Consider the following 16,817-nt stretch of genomic DNA (forward strand, 5'->3'; position numbering starts at 1 on the left):
AACCCGGCCCGCCCCACGGCCTCCCCGGCGGACCAGCCCAGAATCCGCTCGGCCTCGCGGTTCCAGTGGGTGACCGTGCCGTGCGCGTCGAAGGCACAGAGCGCGGCGTCCATCCCGTCGAGCAACGCGGCGAGCAACTCGGCCCCGGACCCGCCCTTCGGCCCCTCGTCGGGCCCGAGCGCCTCGGCCGTCCCACTGCTTGTGGACGCACTCACCCCATACCTCCCGCAGGACGCATCCGGCATTTCTGCACGTCAGACCATTGAACTCGAAGGCGACCCGGCCCACGTCGACTTCCCGGAAATCGGCCGCCGCATTAATTCGCTTGTGCGGTGCCAGAGGCGTTCCTAGGCTGCTGCCACACGCGAAAGGAGGTGTTCCAGAAGTGATTTCTTCTCGGACTCGTGAGGTGGCTGCGGGCTGACGCCCGTTGTCGCGCACTTTGCAGTGCAGGCCGGTCATCGGCCAATCCCAAGCAGTCACCGACCCGCAGGCTCGCCGGTAAGTCCGGCCGGCTCCTCCGCAAGGAGGGTCCAGAGCCTGCGGGTCTCTGCATGTCCGGATGGGGCTGGGCTGCTACGGGCACAGGCGCTCGACGCGCCACTGATCGCCCTCGCGTACGTACCGCAGCCGGTCGTGCAGCCGGTTCTCGTGGCCCTGCCAGAACTCGATCGTGTCGGGGACGACGCGGAAGCCGCCCCAGTTCGGGGGCGCGGGGACCTGTTCGCCCTCGGGGTAGCGGGCCGCGAGCTCCTCGTAGCGGGCGAGCAGTTCGTCGCGGGAGCCGATCACCGTGGACTGGGGGCTCGCCCAGGCGCCCAGCTGGGAGCCGTGCGGGCGGGTGCGGAAGTAGGCGGCCGTCTCGTCGCGGCCGGTCCGGTCCGCCCGGCCGGTGACGATGACCTGGCGGGCCATCGGGTGCCAGGGGAAGAGCAGCGAGACGTACGGGTTGGCGGTCAGTTCGCGGCCCTTGCGGGATTCGTAGTTGGTGAAGAAGACGAAGCCGCGCTCGTCGTACTTCTTCAGCAGCACGGTGCGCGAGGACGGGCGGCCCTCGGGGGTGGCGGTGGAGACCACCATGGCGTTGGGCTCGTGGAGCAGCCCGCCGACGGCGACCTGCCGGAACCAGTGGGCGAACTGCTGCATCGGGTCGGCGGCCAGCGTGTCCTCGGTGAAGCCCTCGGAGCGGTACTGCTCGCGCATCGCGGCCGGATCGGTGGTGGAATCGGAGGGGGAATCTGCGGTGGGCACGGGGTCATCCTGCCGCAGGGGCAGGACCGGCCCGGCAAGGAGGGGTGTTGTGGGGCGGGGCCGATTCGGGGTGCTGTGCCGGATGTCACGCTTCCCCGCGTCCCGGGTGACCCGCCAGTATCTGAGGCAGGCCACTGTGGCCCGCGCAGAGCCGTCGACCGAGGGAGCCGCCATGTCCGACTTCGTACCGGGACTAGAGGGAGTCGTCGCGTTCGAGACGGAGATCGCCGAACCGGACAAGGAAGGCGGTGCGCTCCGTTACCGCGGTGTCGACATCGAGGATCTCGTCGGCCATGTGTCGTTCGGCAACGTCTGGGGCCTGCTGGTCGACGGGGCGTTCAACCCCGGTCTGCCGCCGGCCGAACCGTTCCCGATCCCGGTGCACTCCGGGGACATCCGGGTCGATGTGCAGTCCGCGCTGGCGATGCTCGCCCCCGTGTGGGGGCTGAAGCCGCTGCTCGACATCGACGAGGAGACGGCCCGCAACGACCTGGCGCGGGCCGCCGTGATGGCGCTGTCGTACGTCGCCCAGTCGGCGCGTGGGCAGGGGCTGCCGATGGTTCCGCAGAGCGAGATCGACAAGGCCGGTTCCGTGGTGGAGCGGTTCATGATCCGTTGGCGCGGGGAGCCGGACCCCAGGCACGTGAAGGCCGTCGACGCGTACTGGACGTCGGCCGCCGAGCACGGCATGAACGCCTCGACGTTCACCGCCCGGGTCATCGCGTCGACCGGCGCCGATGTGGCGGCGGCGCTGTCGGGCGCGGTGGGTGCGATGTCGGGGCCGCTGCACGGTGGTGCGCCGTCCCGGGTGCTCGGGATGATCGAGGAGATCGAGCGGACCGGCGACGCCGTCGCGTACGTGAAGAAGGCCCTGGACAAGGGCGAGCGGCTGATGGGCTTCGGGCACCGGGTCTACCGGGCGGAGGACCCGCGGGCGCGGGTGCTGCGGCGTACGGCCGAGGAGTTGGGCGCGCCGCGCTTCGAGGTGGCGCAGGCCCTGGAGAAGGCCGCTCTGGAGGAGCTGCACGCGCGGCGCCCGGACCGGGTGCTGGCGACGAACGTGGAGTTCTGGGCGGCGATCATGCTGGACTTCGCGGAGGTGCCGGCGCACATGTTCACGTCGATGTTCACGTGTGCGCGTACGGCGGGCTGGTCGGCGCACATCCTGGAGCAGAAGCGGACGGGGCGGCTGGTGCGGCCTTCGGCGCGTTACGTGGGTCCGGGCTCGCGGGATCCGCGGGAGATCGAGGGGTACGACCAGCTCGCGGATCTGGGGAACTGAGAGCTCGGCTCGGCTCCGGGGCCGGGGGACGGGTTCTCTCCTTCGGCCTCGGCTCCCGTTCGAGTGGAATCACCACCCGTGACGCCCGGTATTCCTCGTAACGGGTTGCCAGCTTCCTGTACTCGCGATTCACTTGCGCACAGTCCCACTGAATCGCTGGGGGGAGGGCTCACGTGCTGCTGAACTTCAGGGTGTCGAATCATCGCTCGATCCGGGAAGAGCAAGAACTTCAGCTTCACCCCGCCTACGACGCGGACAGGCCTTCCGGCACGGACTGGCAGGCCGTTCCCGTGGCGGGCCTCTTCGGCGCCAACGCGGCCGGCAAGTCGAATCTGCTCGGCGCGTTGGAATACATGGCCCGGATGGTGGTGAACTCGCACCGTGACGCGGAGCCCGACGACGGTGTCACTCGCAATCCGTTCCGTCTGGACACCGCCGCACTCGACGAGCCTTCCTGGTACGTGGTGGATCTGCTGCTCGACGGTGTCCGCTTCACCTACGGATTCAGCGTCGATGACGAGCGGGTTCTGGACGAATGGCTCTACAGCTATCCGCACGGGAAGAAGCGCAAGATCTTCGAACGGCCGGACGGCGACGTACAGCCGGGCGACTCACAGGCCAAGCGCGAACTCGAACTGGTCGAGAACATCACCGAACCCAATGTGCTGTTCCTGACCATGGCGGCACGTTCCAGGCAGCTGGACTTCCGCCCGGTCTACGACTGGTTCCTGACGGACTTGAGGTTCGGCCGACAGGGACCGGGACGCCTCGCCGGCCCCGACATGGCCCGGATGCTGGAGAGTCCGGAACGTCATCCCGAGCTGATGGCTCTCCTGCGCGCGGCCGACCTGGGCATCGAGGAGTGCGGCACGGAGCGTGTGCTCCTGGACGAGGACGCGCTGCGACAGCGGTACGGCGGACGCCTTCCGGCGCGCCTGCTCGCCAGGCTGGAGGAAGAGGGCCCGCAAGAACACCTGCGGCCCTGGCTCGGACATCGCGGTCGTACCGGCGTGGTGCGGATGGACCTGCACGAGCAGTCCGCCGGGACCCGGGCGCTGCTGGAACAGGCCCCACGGTTCATGTCGGTCCTTCGGCGGGGCGGCACCTTCGTCGTGGACGAGATCGACTCCAGTCTCCACCCGCTGCTCACCGCGCAGCTCATCGGCCTCTTCCAGGACCCGGCCACCAACCCGCACGGAGCGCAACTGGTCTTCACCACCCACGATGCCAGCCTGCTGGGCCGCATGGGCGGAGAGGACATCCTCAAGCGGGACCAGGTGTGGTTCCTGGAGAAGAATCGCCACGGGGAGACGGAGTTGTTCGCCCTGTCGGAGTTCAAGCCGCGCATCGGGGAGAACCACGAGCGCCGCTACCTGGGCGGCAGTTACGGCGGCGTGCCGTTCATCGACGACAGTTTCGCCAGGGCGCTGGCGGGCCGGGGGGAGCAGGATGGCGAGGGCACCGAAGCCGAGCGGACAGAACCGTCCCTCTTTTGATTCCCGGCTCGGCAGGAGGACCGGGAATCGCGTCACGCGACAGCGATTACTGGTCGTTTGCGGCACCAAGGTGACGGAACGAGACTATGTGCGGGGGCTCAAGTCCTCTGTCAGAAATCCGGCCGTTTCGGTCAAGATCGTCGAACACCCCAAGGCACCTTCCCAGGTCGTTTCGCACACAGTGAAGTTGCTCGCTTCGGCGGCCGACGAATACGACCGGGCGTGGTGCGTCTTCGACGTCGACGAGTTCACGGACATCGATCAGGCCGTGACCGAAGCGGACCACCACGGCATCGGTATCGCACTGTCCAATCCATGCTTTGAGCTGTGGCTGTTGCTGCACTTCGCCGACCACCGCGGCCACGCCCCGTCGTACGCCCATCTCGTGCCGCACCTGGACAAGCACGCGCCGGGCGGGTACAGCAAGACCCGCCTCGACTTCCGTCTCTACGAAAACACCTGGCCCGAAGCCGTCCGCCGCGCGAAAGGTCTGGCTCCGGAGGGCGACGAGCCGAAGGTGAACCCCTCCACCGGCATGTGGCAGCTCGCCCTCGCCATCGGCGGTCCGGCGGGGTACGACCAGCCGGCCGATCTGGGGAACTGAGGCCCGGGTCCGCACGGACGGGAGACGCCGCGGCACTCCCGTCCGTGCCGTGTTCGGCGGGGCAGGCCGCGGGAGCCACACCCTCCGAGCCGAGCCGTGCCGCGCCCGTCACGCACCTGTGCCGCGCCCCCGCGCGCGCTGTGCGGTGCCTGCGGCAACACCCCTCGCCGCACCCCGTGCCGGGCCTGTGCCGCACCCCGCGCGCCCTGTGCCGGGCCTGTGCCGCGCCTGTGGCGAGTCTGTGTCATTCCCGCCTCAGTCTGAGAGGGCGTCGTGGCGCGCCTCGTTGACGCACCGCCGTCGTCGTGCTGCGCCGACGTGTCCGGTCACATGGCCGGGCGCTTCGCCCAGTTGAACGTTCCGGCTGCCGTATGGGCAACCCTCACTGCCAGTTAGGTCAAAATGACACACAAGGGACGCATCGTCTCCGCAGTCGCCCTCACCACTCTGACGCTCGGGCTCACGGCCTGCAACGACGGCGAGGACGCGGCACCGGCGCAGGAATCGCCGTCGGCCTCCGCCCCGGCGTCGTCCGACCCGGGCGCCAAGAGCCCGTCCACGGACCCCAGCGACGACGCTGCCGCTCCGGCCGGTGGTGACGTCGCCGCACCGGGCACGAAGTTCAAGATCGGTGACCGAGCGGTCCTGCCGTTCAAGTACGGGACCACCAAGAAGGGCACCGTCGCCGTGACCGTCACGGCGATCGAGAAGGGCGCCGAGGCCGACATGGCCGCATTCGGTGCCAAGGCGAAGGGCATGACGCCCTACTACATCCGGATGAAGGTGGAGAACGTCGGCGGGACCGACCTGTCGTACGCGTCGCTGAGGCTGCGCGGCAAGCTGGAAGGCGGCGCCCCCACAGGCGTCATTCTGATCGGCGACATCCAGGGCAAGTGCGACAGCGAGGCGGCGCCCCGCGACTTCACCACCAAGGGCGCGTCGTACGAGACCTGCTCGCTCAGCGCCACGAAGACCGGTCCCATCGCGGTCGCCTCGTTCGAGGAGGGTGACGCGTACCGCGGCAGCCCGGTCCTCTGGACCAGCTGATCAGCCGTTCCCGTGTCCGCGGGCCGGGCATCCCGTCCCTGACGGCAGTCCCGGCCCGCGGCCCACGCGCTACAGCTTCCCGGCGAGGAGCACGGTGCGGTGGCCGCCCAGTCTGCGGCCGATCTCCCGGGTGAAGTCGGACGTGAGCTCCGCCCAGCCCCAGAACGTGAACCCGAGGTGCCCGCACGCGTAGTAGTCGTCCTCCCAGCTCCACCGGTCGATCCCGGACGGCCGGGCGCAGGACGGGCAGTGCACGATCCCTTCGCCACCGTCCTCGGCCCAGTCCTGGAACCGCCCCTTGAAGGGATCCCAGGCGGACTCGATGGGCGCCCACGCCTCGTCGACCAGCCGGATCTCGGTCCGGCAGAGCGGGCAGGTGGCCGCGCCCGCGTCTCCTTGGCCGCTGTCGAAGACCGTACGGCCGGTCTCGACGTGAAACCCGTTGGTCCACAGGTCGACCGGGTCCGGGTCATCGACGGCCTTGGCGAAGTGCGGGCCGGGGGCGTGGCCGTATCCGCCACCGCCCAGGACGCAGTCGGTGCGCTCGGCCGCCACGATCCCGTCCGCGATCAGCCAGTCCAGGATCCGGGCTCCGAGCTCCTGCGCGTCCCGCTCGGTGGCGTCGAGGTCGACGATCGTCTGGAAGTAGTCCCCCATGATTCCCCCGGTTCCTCAGCGGCCCACGTGTGCAGTGCTCATCGCTCTCCCGGCGGACAGTCCAACAGACCCAGGGCGTCTTCGGGCCTGAGGGCCTGAGCTCGCAGCATCGCATACACGTGGTGTCCAGCGCTCTCGCCGTCGGTGGTCCGGCGCAGCGGAAGCCCTCACCCCAGCGCGTCCTCCACCAGCGCAGCCCACTGCGCCACGACCCTGCGCCGCCGGGCCGTGTCGTCCGTGAGGACGTTGGCGAGGCCCAGGCCGCGGGCCATGTCGAGGAGGCCCTGGACGGTTTCGCGTACGCCGGGGCGGGTCTCGTCGGCGTGCAGGAGGCCGACCGCGATGCGGTGGGTCTCGCGGCCCACACGGGCTTCGAGTTCAGTGACGCGGGGGCGGAGCTGCTCCTCGTTGGAGGCGGCGACCCAGAGCTGGAGGGCGGCGCGGAAGAGCGGGCCGGTGTAGAGGTCGACGAGGGCGGCGACGACGGCGGCCCGGTCCTGGTCGGGGACGGCGCGCAGGGCGGCGGAGCGTTCCTCGGCGACGTATTCGACGGCTGCGGTGAACAGGTCCTCGCGGGTGGGGAAGTGGTGCTGGGCGGCGCCCCGTGAGACGCCCGCGCGTTCGGCGACGACGGAGACGGTGGAGCCGGCCCAGCCGTGTTCGGCGAGGCAGGCGACGGCGGCTTCGAGGAGTCCGCGGCGGGTGGCCCGGCTGCGGTCCTGCTTGGGGGTCCGGTCGGTGGGGGGCGTCACAGCGCCCATGCGGGCTCCCGTCGTTCGAGGAAGGCCGTCATTCCTTCCCGTGCCTCGGCGGAGGCGAAGAGGGCCGCCGAGCGGGCGATGAGGTCTTCGGCATGCTGGTCGAAATTCTTCAGCACATTAGCCGTGACCAGCTCCTTCGATGCGGTCAGCCCCTGGGGGGACGCCTTGCGCAGGCCGTCCAGGACGGGGGCGAGTGCCGTGTCGATGTCGTCGATGGGGCCGGTGGCGAGTGTGATCAGGCCGATGCGGGCGGCTTCGGCGGCGTCGAAGCGTTCGCCGGTGAGGTAGTAGCGGGCGGCGGCGCGCGGGTCGGTGCGGGGCAGCAGGGGCAGGGAGATGACGGCGGGGGCGAGGCCGAGCCGGGATTCGGTGAGGGCGAAGGTGGCTCCGGGGCCGGCCGCGGAGATGTCGCAGGCGCCGAGCAGGCCGAGGCCGCCTGCCCGTACGTGGCCGGTGACCCGGGCGACGACGGGTTTGGGCAGGGCGATGATCTGCCGCATCAGGGCGACGAGGGCGTGCGGTTCGGGCGGTGCGGTGAGGTCGGCTCCGGCGCAGAAGGTGTTGCCGGTGTGGGTGAGGACGACGGCTCGTACGGTGTCGTCGGCGGCGCAGTCGTCCAGGGCGGTGGCGAGTTCGCCGACCAGGGCGGCGGAGAGTGCGTTGCGGTTGGCGGGCGAGTCGAGGGTGAGGGTGGTGATGCCCCGGTCGTGGGTGGGTGGGGCGAGCCGGCTCATCGGTCACTCTCCTTGCTGCGGGGATGCCGCGTCGAGCGTGTCAGCGGGAGCAGGACAATCAAGCACGCTTGCATGGTTTCAGTCGCCTCGCTTTCGGGCGCCTCGCTTCCCGGCGCCGCACTTCCCGACCCCGCACTTCCCGGCGCCGCATTTCCCGACCCCGCACTTCCCGGCGCCTCGCGAGCGGTCATGGGTCGGCAGCAGGGGTTGTGAACCTCTTGGCAGGCCCTCCACACCGCCGCAGCCGCGGTGTGGAGGGGCAGGGTGTCCCGGCTCAGTACGACTTGGGCAGGCCCAGGGACTGGTGGGACACGTAGTTCAGGATCATTTCCCGGCTGACGGGGGCGATCCGGGCGACGCGGGCCGCGGTGACGAGGGAGGCGAGGCCGTATTCGCGGGTGAGGCCGTTGCCGCCGAGGGTGTGCACGGCCTGGTCGACGGCCTTGACGCAGGCTTCGCCGGCCGCGTACTTCGCCATGTTGGCGGCCTCGCCGGCGCCGATGTCGTCGCCGGCGTCGTAGAGCCTGGCGGCCTTCTGCATCATCAGCCGGGCCAGTTCGAGTTCGATGTGGGCCTGGGCGAGCGGGTGGGCGATGGCCTGGTGGGAGCCGATGGGTTCCTTCCACACCTGGCGGGTCCTGGCGTACTCGACGGCGCGGGCGAGGGCGTAGCGGCCCATGCCGATGCCGAAGGCGGCGGTCATGATGCGTTCGGGGTTGAGCCCGGCGAAGAGCTGGAGGAGTCCGGCGTCCTCGTCGCCCACGAGGGCGTCGGCGGGCAGGCGTACGTCGTCGAGGACCAGCTCGAACTGCTTCTCCGGGGCCTGGAGTTCCATGTCGATCTGCGAGCGGCCGAAGCCGGGGGCGTCGCGCGGGACGATGAAGAGGCAGGCCTTGAGCTTGCCGGTCCTGGCGTCCTCGGTGCGGCCGACGACGAGGGTGGCGTCGGCGATGTCGACGCCGGAGACGAAGACCTTGCGGCCGGTGAGCAGCCAGTCGGCGTCCGCCCCGGAGCCCTCCCTGCGGGCGGTGGTGGTGATGCGGTGGGAGTTGGATCCGGCGTCGGGTTCGGTGATGCCGAAGGCCATGGTGAGGCTGCCGTCGGCGAGGCCGGGTAGCCACTGCCGCTTCTGTGCGTCGGTGCCGAAGCGGGCTATGACGGTGCCGCAGATCGCCGGGGAGACCACCATCATGAGCAGCGGGCTGCCGGCGGCGCCCAACTCCTCCAGGACGATGGAGAGTTCGGCCATTCCGCTGCCTCCGCCGCCGTACTCCTCGGGAAGGTTCACGCCGAGGTAGCCGAGCTTGGCGGCCTCGGCCCACAGTTCGCGCGGGTGGCCGCCCTCGCGCACGACGGAGGTCATGTAGTCGCGTCCGTAGCGCTTTCCGAGGGCGGCGACGGCGGCGCGCAGTGCCTGGTGTTCTTCGGTTTCGAGGACGGTGCTCATGGCTTCGGTTCCTCCTGTACGTCTTGCACGACGGCGAGCAGGGCACCGACCTCCACCTGGAGGCCGGGTGCGGCGTGGAGCGCGGTGAGGGTGCCGGACGCGGGGGCGAGGATGCGGTGTTCCATCTTCATCGCCTCCAGCCAGATCAGTGGCTGTCCGGCCTCGACCGCCGCCCCTTCGGCCAGCCCGTCCGCGAGGCGGACGACGGTGCCGGGCATGGGGGCGAGCAGCGAGCCGGGTCCGGTGCGGTCGGTGGGGTCGGTGAAGCGGGGCAGGGCGGTGAAGGTGTACGAGCCGGTGGCGGTGTCCACGTACGCCTTGTCGCCGTGGACGGCGATGTCGTAGTGGCGGGTGGTGCCGTCGCCGGTTTCGAGGGTGACGCGGTCGGGGGTGGTGGCGACGACGCGTTCGCCGGTCTCGGGGGCGGGGCCGGTGCGGGTGGTGCGGTAGGCGGCCTCGTGTTCGGTGCCGTCGGGTTCGGCGCGGTAGCGCTTGGTCCGGGGCTGGGAGGAGATGTTGCGCCAGGCGCCGAAGCGGGCCGGGCCGGGGCCGGGGGCGTGCTGCCGGGCGGCGGCGTCGGCGAGGGCGGCGGCCAGGGCGGCGCGACGCGAATCCGCTTGGTCCGGGGCCGGGGTGAGGGCGTCGAGGTGGCGGTCGTAGAAGCCGGTGTCGAGGCGGGCGGCGAGGAAGTCGGGGTGGCGCAGGGACCGTACGAGCAGTCCGCGGTTGGTGACCGGGCCGTGGATGCGGGCGCGTTCCAGGGCGCGGGCGAGCAGGCGTACGGCTTCGGTGCGGGTGGGGGCGTGGGCGACGACCTTGGCGAGCATCGGGTCGTAGTGGACGCCGACGGTGTCGCCGTCGGTGTACCCGGTGTCGAGGCGCAGTCCCGGCTCGTCGGGTACGTGGAAGGTGTGCAGTGCGCCGGTCCGGGGCTGCCAGCCGTGGCTGGGGTCCTCGGCGTAGAGGCGGGCCTCGACGGCGTGGCCGTGCGGTGCGGGGGGTGTGGTGGCGGGCAGGGGTTCGCCTTCGGCGATGCGGAGCTGGAGGGCGACGAGGTCGAGGCCGAAGACGGCTTCGGTGACGGGGTGTTCGACCTGGAGGCGGGTGTTCATCTCCAGGAAGCAGGGGCGTCCGTCGGGGGCGAGCAGGAATTCGACGGTGCCCGCGCCCCGGTAGCCGACGGCGTGCGCGGCGGCCACGGCGGCGTCGTGCAGCCGGGTGCGCAGCGCGTCGTCGAGCCCGGGGGCGGGGGCCTCCTCGATGACTTTCTGGTGGCGTCGCTGGAGCGAGCAGTCGCGGGTGCCGAGCGCCCAGACTCCGCCGTGTCCGTCGGCCATGATCTGGACCTCGACGTGCCGGCCGCGCTCCACGTAGGGCTCGGCGAAGACCTCGCCGTCCCCGAACGCGGATATCGCCTCCGCGGTGGCGGCCGCCAACTCGGCCGGCAATTGGGCGAGTTCGCGTACGATCCGCATTCCGCGTCCGCCGCCGCCGGCCGCCGCCTTGAGCAGCAGCGGCAGGTCGGCGGCGGTGGCCTCCACCGGGTCGACGGGGGCGAGCAGCGGCACCCCGGCGGCGGCCATCAGTTCCTTGGCGCGGGTCTTGGACGCCATCAGCTCGATGGCTTTGACCGGCGGGCCCACCCAGAGGAGTCCGGCGTCCTGCACGGCGCGGGCGAATCCGGGGTTCTCGGAGAGGAATCCGTAGCCGGGGTGGACGGCGTCGGCGCCGGCCGCGAGCGCGGCGCGCACCAGGAGGTCGGCGCGGAGGTAGGTGTCGGACGGGGCGGCGCCGGGCAGCCGTACGGCGGTGTCCGCCTCCCGTACGTGGAGGGCTTCGGCGTCGGCGTCGGAGTACACGGCGACGGTGGCGATGCCGAGCGCCCGGCAGGTACGGAAGATCCGGCAGGCGATCTCGCCCCGGTTGGCGACGAGCAGGGTGCTGATCATGTCTTCCTCACATCCGGAAGATGCCGAAGCCGCCGCGGGCGCCTTCGACCGGGGCGGTGTGGATCGCGGACAGGCACATCCCGAGGACGGTCCTGGTGTCGCGCGGGTCGATGACCCCGTCGTCGTACAGCCGCCCGGACAGGAACATCGGCAGCGACTCGGACTCGATCTGCTGCTCGACCATGGCGCGCAGTCCGGCGTCCGCCTCGTCGTCGTACGGCTGCCCCTTGGCGGCGGCGGAGGCGCGGGCGACGATGGAGAGCACCCCGGCGAGCTGCTGCGGTCCCATGACGGCGGACTTGCTGCCGGGCCAGGCGAAGAGGAAGCGCGGGTCGTAGGCCCGGCCGCACATGCCGTAGTGCCCGGCCCCGTAGGAGGCGCCCATCAGCACGGACAGGTGCGGGACCTTCGAGTTGGACACCGCGTTGATCATCATCGCGCCGTGCTTGATGATGCCGCCCTGTTCGTACTCCTTGCCGACCATGTAGCCGGTGGTGTTGTGGAGGAAGAGCAGCGGGATGTCGCGCTGGTTGGCGAGCTGGATGAACTGGGCGGCCTTCTGCGACTCCTCACTGAACAGCACGCCCTGGGCGTTGGCGAGGATGCCGACGGGGTAGCCGTGGAGCCTGGCCCAGCCGGTGACCAGGCTGGTTCCGTAGAGCGGTTTGAACGCGTCGAAGTCGGAGCCGTCGACGAGCCGGGCGATGACCTCGCGCGGGTCGAAGGGCACCTTCAGGTCGCCGGGCACGATGCCGATCAGCTCGTCCTCGTCGTACTTCGGCGGTTCGGCGGGGCCCGGATCGGCGTGTGCCTTGCGCCAGTTGAGGCGGGCGACGATCCGGCGGGCCTGGCGCAGCGCGTCCTGCTCGTCGACGGCGAAGTGGTCGGCGAGCCCGGAGGTGCGGGCGTGCATCTCGGCGCCGCCGAGCGATTCGTCGTCGCTCTCCTCACCGGTCGCCATCTTGACCAGGGGCGGTCCGCCGAGGAAGACCTTGGACCGTTCCTTGATCATGACGGTGTGGTCGGACATGCCGGGTACGTAAGCCCCGCCCGCCGTCGAGTTGCCGAAGACCACGGCGACGGTCGGGATGCCGGCCGCCGAGAGCCGGGTGATGTCGCGGAACAGTGCCCCGCCGGGGATGAAGATCTCCTTCTGGGACGGCAGATCGGCGCCGCCGGACTCCACGAGGCTGACGCAGGGCAGCCGGTTGGCGAAGGCGATCTCGTTGGCCCGCAGCGCCTTCTTGAGGGTCCAGGGGTTGGAGGCGCCGCCGCGTACGGTCGGGTCGTTGGCGGTGATCAGGCACTCGACGCCCTCGATCACCCCGATCCCGGTGATGAGCGAGGCGCCGACCGTGTACCCGGGGGCCTCGCTGCCCCAGGCGGCGAGCGGCGACAGCTCCAGGAACGGGGTGTCCTCGTCGATCAGCAGCTCGATCCGCTCGCGGGCCAGGAGCTTGCCGCGCGAGCGGTGCCGCGCCACGTACTTCTCGCCGCCGCCCGCCTGTGCCTTGGTGTGTTCGCCGGCCAGTTCGTCGAGCTTGGCGAGCATGGCGGTGCGGTTGGCGGCGTATTCGGGGCTCGCGGTGTCGAGCGCGGTGGGCAGGACGGTCATGCGTGCGCCTCCGGTGCGTGGGCGGTCTCCAGCAGCGATACGGGGATGGGCAGGTGCCGGGAGCGCAGCCACTCCCCCACCGCCTTGGCCTGCGGGTCGAACCGGTGCTGGGCGGCGACGCCCTCGCCGAGCAGTCCGTGGACGGTGAAGTTCAGGGCGCGCAGGTTCGGCAGGAGGTGGCGTACGACGGTGAGGGCGGCGGTCTCCGGGAGCAGTTCCCGGAACCGTTCGACGGTCAGTTCGTGGGCCAGCCACCGCCAGGCGTCGTCGTCGACGGCCCACACCCCCACGTTGGCGTCGCCGCCCTTGTCGCCGCTGCGGGCGCCCGCGATCCGGCCGAGCGGGGCGGACCGGGTGGGCCCGGGGTCCGGCAGGGGTTCGGGCAGCGGCGGTTCGGCGACGTCCTGGAGCGGCCGCGTCGTCGCGGGGGGTGCCAGGTGCTCCCGGCGCCCGTCGGGGAGTACGGCGATGTGCGGGACCTCGCCGGCCGGTACGTACCGGGCCTCGAACACCCCGTACGGGGCGCCCTTGCCGGGCGGGGCGGTGACGTGGAAGCCGGGGTAGCTGCCGAGGGCGAGCTCGATCGCGGCGCCGGAGACCGCGCGCCCGACCGTTTCCTGGTCCTGGTCGCGGACGACGAGCCGGAGCAGGGCGCTCGCGCTCTCCTCGGTGGCGGCGTCGGCCCGGTCGGTCCGGGACAGCTCCCACCGCACCTCGTCGGGCTCGGCGCCGGAGCGGGCGAGCGCGTCCGCGAACTGCTCCCGCACCAGCCGGGCCTTGGCCTCTATGTCGAGTCCGGTGAGCACGAAGACGACCTCGTTGCGCCAGCCGCCGAGCCGGTTCAGCCCGGCCTTGAGGGTGGGTGGCGGGGCCTCGCCGCGTACGCCGGAGATCCTGACCCGGTCGGGTCCGTTCTGGGTGAGCCGTACGGTGTCGAGGCGGGCGGTGACGTCCGGTCCGGCGTACCGGGCGCCGCCGGTCTCGTACAGCAGCTGGGCGGTGACGGTGCCGAGGTCGACGACGCCGCCGGTGCCGTCGTGCTTGGTGACGACGCAGGAGCCGTCGGCGTGGATCTCCGCGAGCGGGAAGCCGGGACGGCGCAGGTCGTGGCCCCGGAAGAAGGAGTAGTTGCCGCCGGTGGCCTGGGTTCCGCACTCCAGTACGTGTCCGGCGACGACCGCCCCGGCGAGCGCGTCCAGGTCGCCGGGCCCCCAGCCGAAGTGGGCGGCGGCGGGCCCCGTGACGAGGGCCGCGTCGGTGACCCGTCCGGTGACCACGATGTCCGCGCCGGCGGTGAGGCAGGCGGCGATCCCGGCGCCGCCGAGATAGGCGTTGGCGGTGAGGAACCCCTCGGGCACGGGCAGGCTGTCGCCCTCCACATGGGCGACCCGCACCGGGACGCCGAGCTTCGCCGCCAGCTCCCGCACCGCGTCGGCCAGTCCGGCCGGGTTGAGGCCGCCCGCGTTGGCGACGATCCTGACCCCGCGCTCGTGGGCGAGCCCGAGCCCCTCTTCGAGCTGGCGCAGGAAGGTGGTGGCGTAGCCGCGCTTCGGGTCCTTGAGTCTGCTCCGGCCGAGGATGAGCATGGTGAGCTCGGCCAGGTAGTCCCCGGTGAGGACGTCGAGGGGGCCGCCGGTGAGCATCTCGCGCACGGCGTCGAAGCGGTCGCCGTAGAACCCGGAGGCGTTGGCGATCCGCAGCGGCGCGGTCACCGGCCTTCTCCCCGGGGTGCGCGGCCCGGTCCGGCGGGTCCGGCGAACGCCTGGGCGATGTCGAGCCACTGATCGGCGTCGGGGCCGACGGCCCGGACGGCGAGGTCGTCGCGGTGCGCGCGCTGGGTGACGAGGAGGCAGAAGTCGACGAGCGGCCCGCTGACGCGCTGCGGTGCGCCCGGCGCCCCAAAGGCGATCAACTCCCCGTCGGTGGTGTGCAGTTCGACCCGGAATTCCTCCTCGGGCGCCTTGATCCCCCGTACCAGATAGGCGTAGTCGCGGGCCCGCACCCCGATCCGGGCGACGTGCCGCAGCCGGGCGGTGGGGGGCCTGCTGACGCCGAGGGCGTCGGCGATGTCCTGGCCGTGCGCCCAGCTCTCCATGATCCGGGCAGTCGCCATGGACGCGACGCTCATCGGCGGCCCGTACCAGGGGAACTTCACGCCGGGCCGGGCCGCGCCCAGGGCCTCGTGCAGCCGGGCCCGGCCCTCGCGCCACCGGACGAGCAGTTCCTCGGGCGACAGCAGCGCGACGAGCTCCCCGGCGGCCTCGTCGACGAACGCCCCGGGGCGCGCGAGCGCCTTCTCGGCCTCGGCGGCGAAGGCGTCCGGATCGGTGACGGCGATCAGGGCGACCTCGTCGGTCCAGTTCAGGTGCGCGATCTGATGGGCGACGGTCCACCCCTCGGCCGGGGTCGGCCGCGCCCAGTGGGCCGCGTCCACCCCGGCGACCAACCGGTCGAGTTCCTCGCTCTCCTGACGCAGGTCGTCGAGTACGGCGACGGTCACGGCCGATGCATCGGACACGGTGCACTCCCTCGGGGCGTGGCGGTGTGCCCAGGAGCATGGCAGCGGGCCAATAAACAATCAAGCACGCTTGCATGATTTACCGTCGCAGAACTGCCTCGATTTGGCGGGAACCGATCGGCCGGGCCTCCATGAACGGAAGCGCAGGATCCTACCTCCCAGTAGCACCGTTCGGAAGACTGTCAACCGCTGGATTCAAGTCAATTACGCGCTGCTACTAGCCGGATCTCATTCCCTCTGAAAGCGTGAACGCAGTTCCAACGGGGGAACAAAAGAGTGACGCCTATGTGCGTTCCCCCTGCCCTGACCACGCAGGAGACGATATGACGCACTTGAGCAGGATCTCGCCGGACATCGAACGAAGGGTCCTCCTCTCTGCCCGGGTCGGCGGCGAGAATCGGACAACAGAGGTTCCGCGGCTCACCACCGGCACGCCTCTCACTGCGTATCTGTGAGAGGACTCCTGTTGATCCAGTCCCCACAGACCGATCCTCCCGACGGATCCGCTCCCCACGCCGTCGGGAACGAGCCGGCCCCAGCCGGCCGCTCCACCCGAGCGACACCGCCCGAAACCCACGACGAACGCCCTGATCCGCGCTTCGGCGTCCTCGGGCAGCTCTCGGTCCACGGCAGGACCATGTCGGTCACCTCACCCGTCCGGCGCGCGGTCCTCACCGCTTGCCTGCTCCGCTACGGACGACCCATCGGTATCGCGGAGTTCAGCGAGATCCTCTGGGACGACCCACCGGTTTCGGCCACGGCGAACCTCCGCAGCCATGTGACGGGACTACGCCGGGATCTCGACGAGGTCGAGCCCGGACTCGGCGACCGGATGCGGACCTACCGCGGCGCCCAGTGCGGGTACGGACTGGAGATCGCGCCCGACGAGTTCGACCTGCCACGGTTCACCGCCGCGGTCCAGCGTGGCCGGAACTGGCTGATACACGGCTCCCACAAATCGGCGGTCGACGCACTGGAACAGGCCGTGGGCCTCTGGAGCGGTCCCTTCGGACAGGACCTCCCGCCCACCCGGTGGTTCAACGCCCACATCGCGGGGCTCAACAACGCCCGGCTGGACGCCTACCAGGACCTCTTCACCGCGTCCGTCCTCGCCGGCCGCACCACCATGCTGGCCTACCGCATCGAGAGCGTGATCGCCGAGGCCCCCTACCGCCAGCACCTGTGGGAGCTGCTCGCGGCGGTGCACTGCCTGCACGGCGACACCGTCAGCACCCTGTCGGTGGTCAACCGCTGCCAGAAGCTGTTCGCGGAGGACCTGGGGCTCGATCTGCCCCCCGGTATCGAGGCCATGCGGGCGGCGGCGCTCAACTGGGACCGGGAGGAGGCCATGCGGCTCGTCGCGTCCCGGACCCAGGACTCCGCGGAGCGGTGCCAATGCCGAAGACCCCCGCGCCCTTCTTCCTGACGCGGAGGTCTCGCGGCCGAGTCCGGTGGC

15 protein-coding genes are annotated in these 16,817 nt (G+C 71.2%); 5 read left to right on the forward strand and 10 right to left on the reverse strand.

The window, feature by feature from the left end:
• Window positions 1-215: PAS domain-containing protein (locus AADR41_RS23105; protein ID WP_342283295.1), on the reverse strand; the 215-nt coding region annotated here is incomplete at its 3' end.
• Between the two features lie 361 nt (window positions 216-576).
• Window positions 577-1,203, reverse strand: a complete 627-nt coding sequence (gene pdxH, locus AADR41_RS23110; protein WP_323186651.1) for a pyridoxamine 5'-phosphate oxidase — start codon at window positions 1,201-1,203, stop codon at window positions 577-579.
• A 220-nt stretch (window positions 1,204-1,423) separates the two neighbouring features.
• Here pdxH and AADR41_RS23115 point away from each other — a divergent pair, with 220 nt between their 5' ends.
• The 4 genes from AADR41_RS23115 to AADR41_RS23130 all read left to right on the forward strand — a co-directional run bounded on the left by AADR41_RS23115 (window position 1,424) and on the right by AADR41_RS23130 (window position 5,680).
• Window positions 1,424-2,533 carry a citrate synthase 2 gene (locus tag AADR41_RS23115; RefSeq protein ID WP_342283296.1) on the forward strand — a complete coding sequence of 370 codons (1,110 nt, stop codon included), beginning with the start codon at window positions 1,424-1,426 and terminating at the stop codon, window positions 2,531-2,533.
• A gap of 173 nt (window positions 2,534-2,706) precedes the next feature.
• A complete protein-coding gene (locus AADR41_RS23120) occupies window positions 2,707-4,029 on the forward strand; it encodes an AAA family ATPase (protein WP_342283297.1) in 1,323 nt (440 codons plus the stop codon).
• Window positions 3,983-4,633, forward strand: coding sequence for an RloB family protein (locus AADR41_RS23125; protein ID WP_342283298.1), 651 nt, complete (start codon window positions 3,983-3,985; stop codon window positions 4,631-4,633). The genes AADR41_RS23120 and AADR41_RS23125 overlap by 47 nt, the downstream gene beginning before the upstream one ends.
• A gap of 402 nt (window positions 4,634-5,035) precedes the next feature.
• Window positions 5,036-5,680 (forward strand): hypothetical protein, encoded by a 645-nt coding sequence (locus tag AADR41_RS23130; protein ID WP_342283299.1) that lies wholly within the window; start codon window positions 5,036-5,038, stop codon window positions 5,678-5,680.
• A 69-nt stretch (window positions 5,681-5,749) separates the two neighbouring features.
• Here the strand turns inward: AADR41_RS23130 and AADR41_RS23135 are convergent, their stop codons facing one another.
• The 8 genes from AADR41_RS23135 to AADR41_RS23170 all read right to left on the reverse strand — a co-directional run bounded on the left by AADR41_RS23135 (window position 5,750) and on the right by AADR41_RS23170 (window position 15,361).
• On the reverse strand, window positions 5,750-6,337 hold the full coding sequence (locus AADR41_RS23135; RefSeq protein WP_342283300.1) for a hypothetical protein: 588 nt from the start codon (window positions 6,335-6,337) through the stop codon (window positions 5,750-5,752).
• A gap of 167 nt (window positions 6,338-6,504) precedes the next feature.
• A complete protein-coding gene (locus AADR41_RS23140; RefSeq protein ID WP_342283301.1) occupies window positions 6,505-7,098 on the reverse strand; it encodes a TetR/AcrR family transcriptional regulator in 594 nt (197 codons plus the stop codon).
• Window positions 7,086-7,832, reverse strand: a complete 747-nt coding sequence (locus tag AADR41_RS23145; protein WP_342283302.1) for an enoyl-CoA hydratase family protein — start codon at window positions 7,830-7,832, stop codon at window positions 7,086-7,088. The genes AADR41_RS23140 and AADR41_RS23145 overlap by 13 nt, the downstream gene beginning before the upstream one ends.
• A 274-nt stretch (window positions 7,833-8,106) precedes the next feature.
• On the reverse strand, window positions 8,107-9,279 hold the full coding sequence (locus AADR41_RS23150) for an acyl-CoA dehydrogenase family protein (RefSeq protein ID WP_342283303.1): 1,173 nt from the start codon (window positions 9,277-9,279) through the stop codon (window positions 8,107-8,109).
• Window positions 9,276-11,228 carry an ATP-binding protein gene (locus AADR41_RS23155; protein ID WP_342283304.1) on the reverse strand — a complete coding sequence of 651 codons (1,953 nt, stop codon included), beginning with the start codon at window positions 11,226-11,228 and terminating at the stop codon, window positions 9,276-9,278. The genes AADR41_RS23150 and AADR41_RS23155 overlap by 4 nt, the downstream gene beginning before the upstream one ends.
• Window positions 11,229-11,235: 7 nt before the next feature.
• Entirely contained in the window at window positions 11,236-12,843 is a 1,608-nt protein-coding gene (locus AADR41_RS23160; RefSeq protein ID WP_342283305.1) for an acyl-CoA carboxylase subunit beta, read from the reverse strand.
• The gene (locus AADR41_RS23165; RefSeq protein ID WP_342283306.1) at window positions 12,840-14,555 is read right to left on the reverse strand and encodes an acyclic terpene utilization AtuA family protein; all 1,716 of its coding nucleotides are present in this window, start codon (window positions 14,553-14,555) and stop codon (window positions 12,840-12,842) included. The genes AADR41_RS23160 and AADR41_RS23165 overlap by 4 nt, the downstream gene beginning before the upstream one ends.
• On the reverse strand, window positions 14,552-15,361 hold the full coding sequence (locus AADR41_RS23170) for a TIGR03084 family metal-binding protein (protein ID WP_342283307.1): 810 nt from the start codon (window positions 15,359-15,361) through the stop codon (window positions 14,552-14,554). The genes AADR41_RS23165 and AADR41_RS23170 overlap by 4 nt, the downstream gene beginning before the upstream one ends.
• A gap of 637 nt (window positions 15,362-15,998) precedes the next feature.
• Here AADR41_RS23170 and AADR41_RS23175 point away from each other — a divergent pair.
• Window positions 15,999-16,787, forward strand: coding sequence for an AfsR/SARP family transcriptional regulator (locus tag AADR41_RS23175; protein ID WP_342283308.1), 789 nt, complete (start codon window positions 15,999-16,001; stop codon window positions 16,785-16,787).
• Window positions 16,788-16,817 lie beyond the last annotated feature (30 nt).

The sequence above is a fragment of the Streptomyces sp. CLV115 genome (assembly GCF_038448545.1).
GTDB classification, from domain to species: Bacteria; Actinomycetota; Actinomycetes; order Streptomycetales; family Streptomycetaceae; genus Streptomyces; species Streptomyces sanglieri.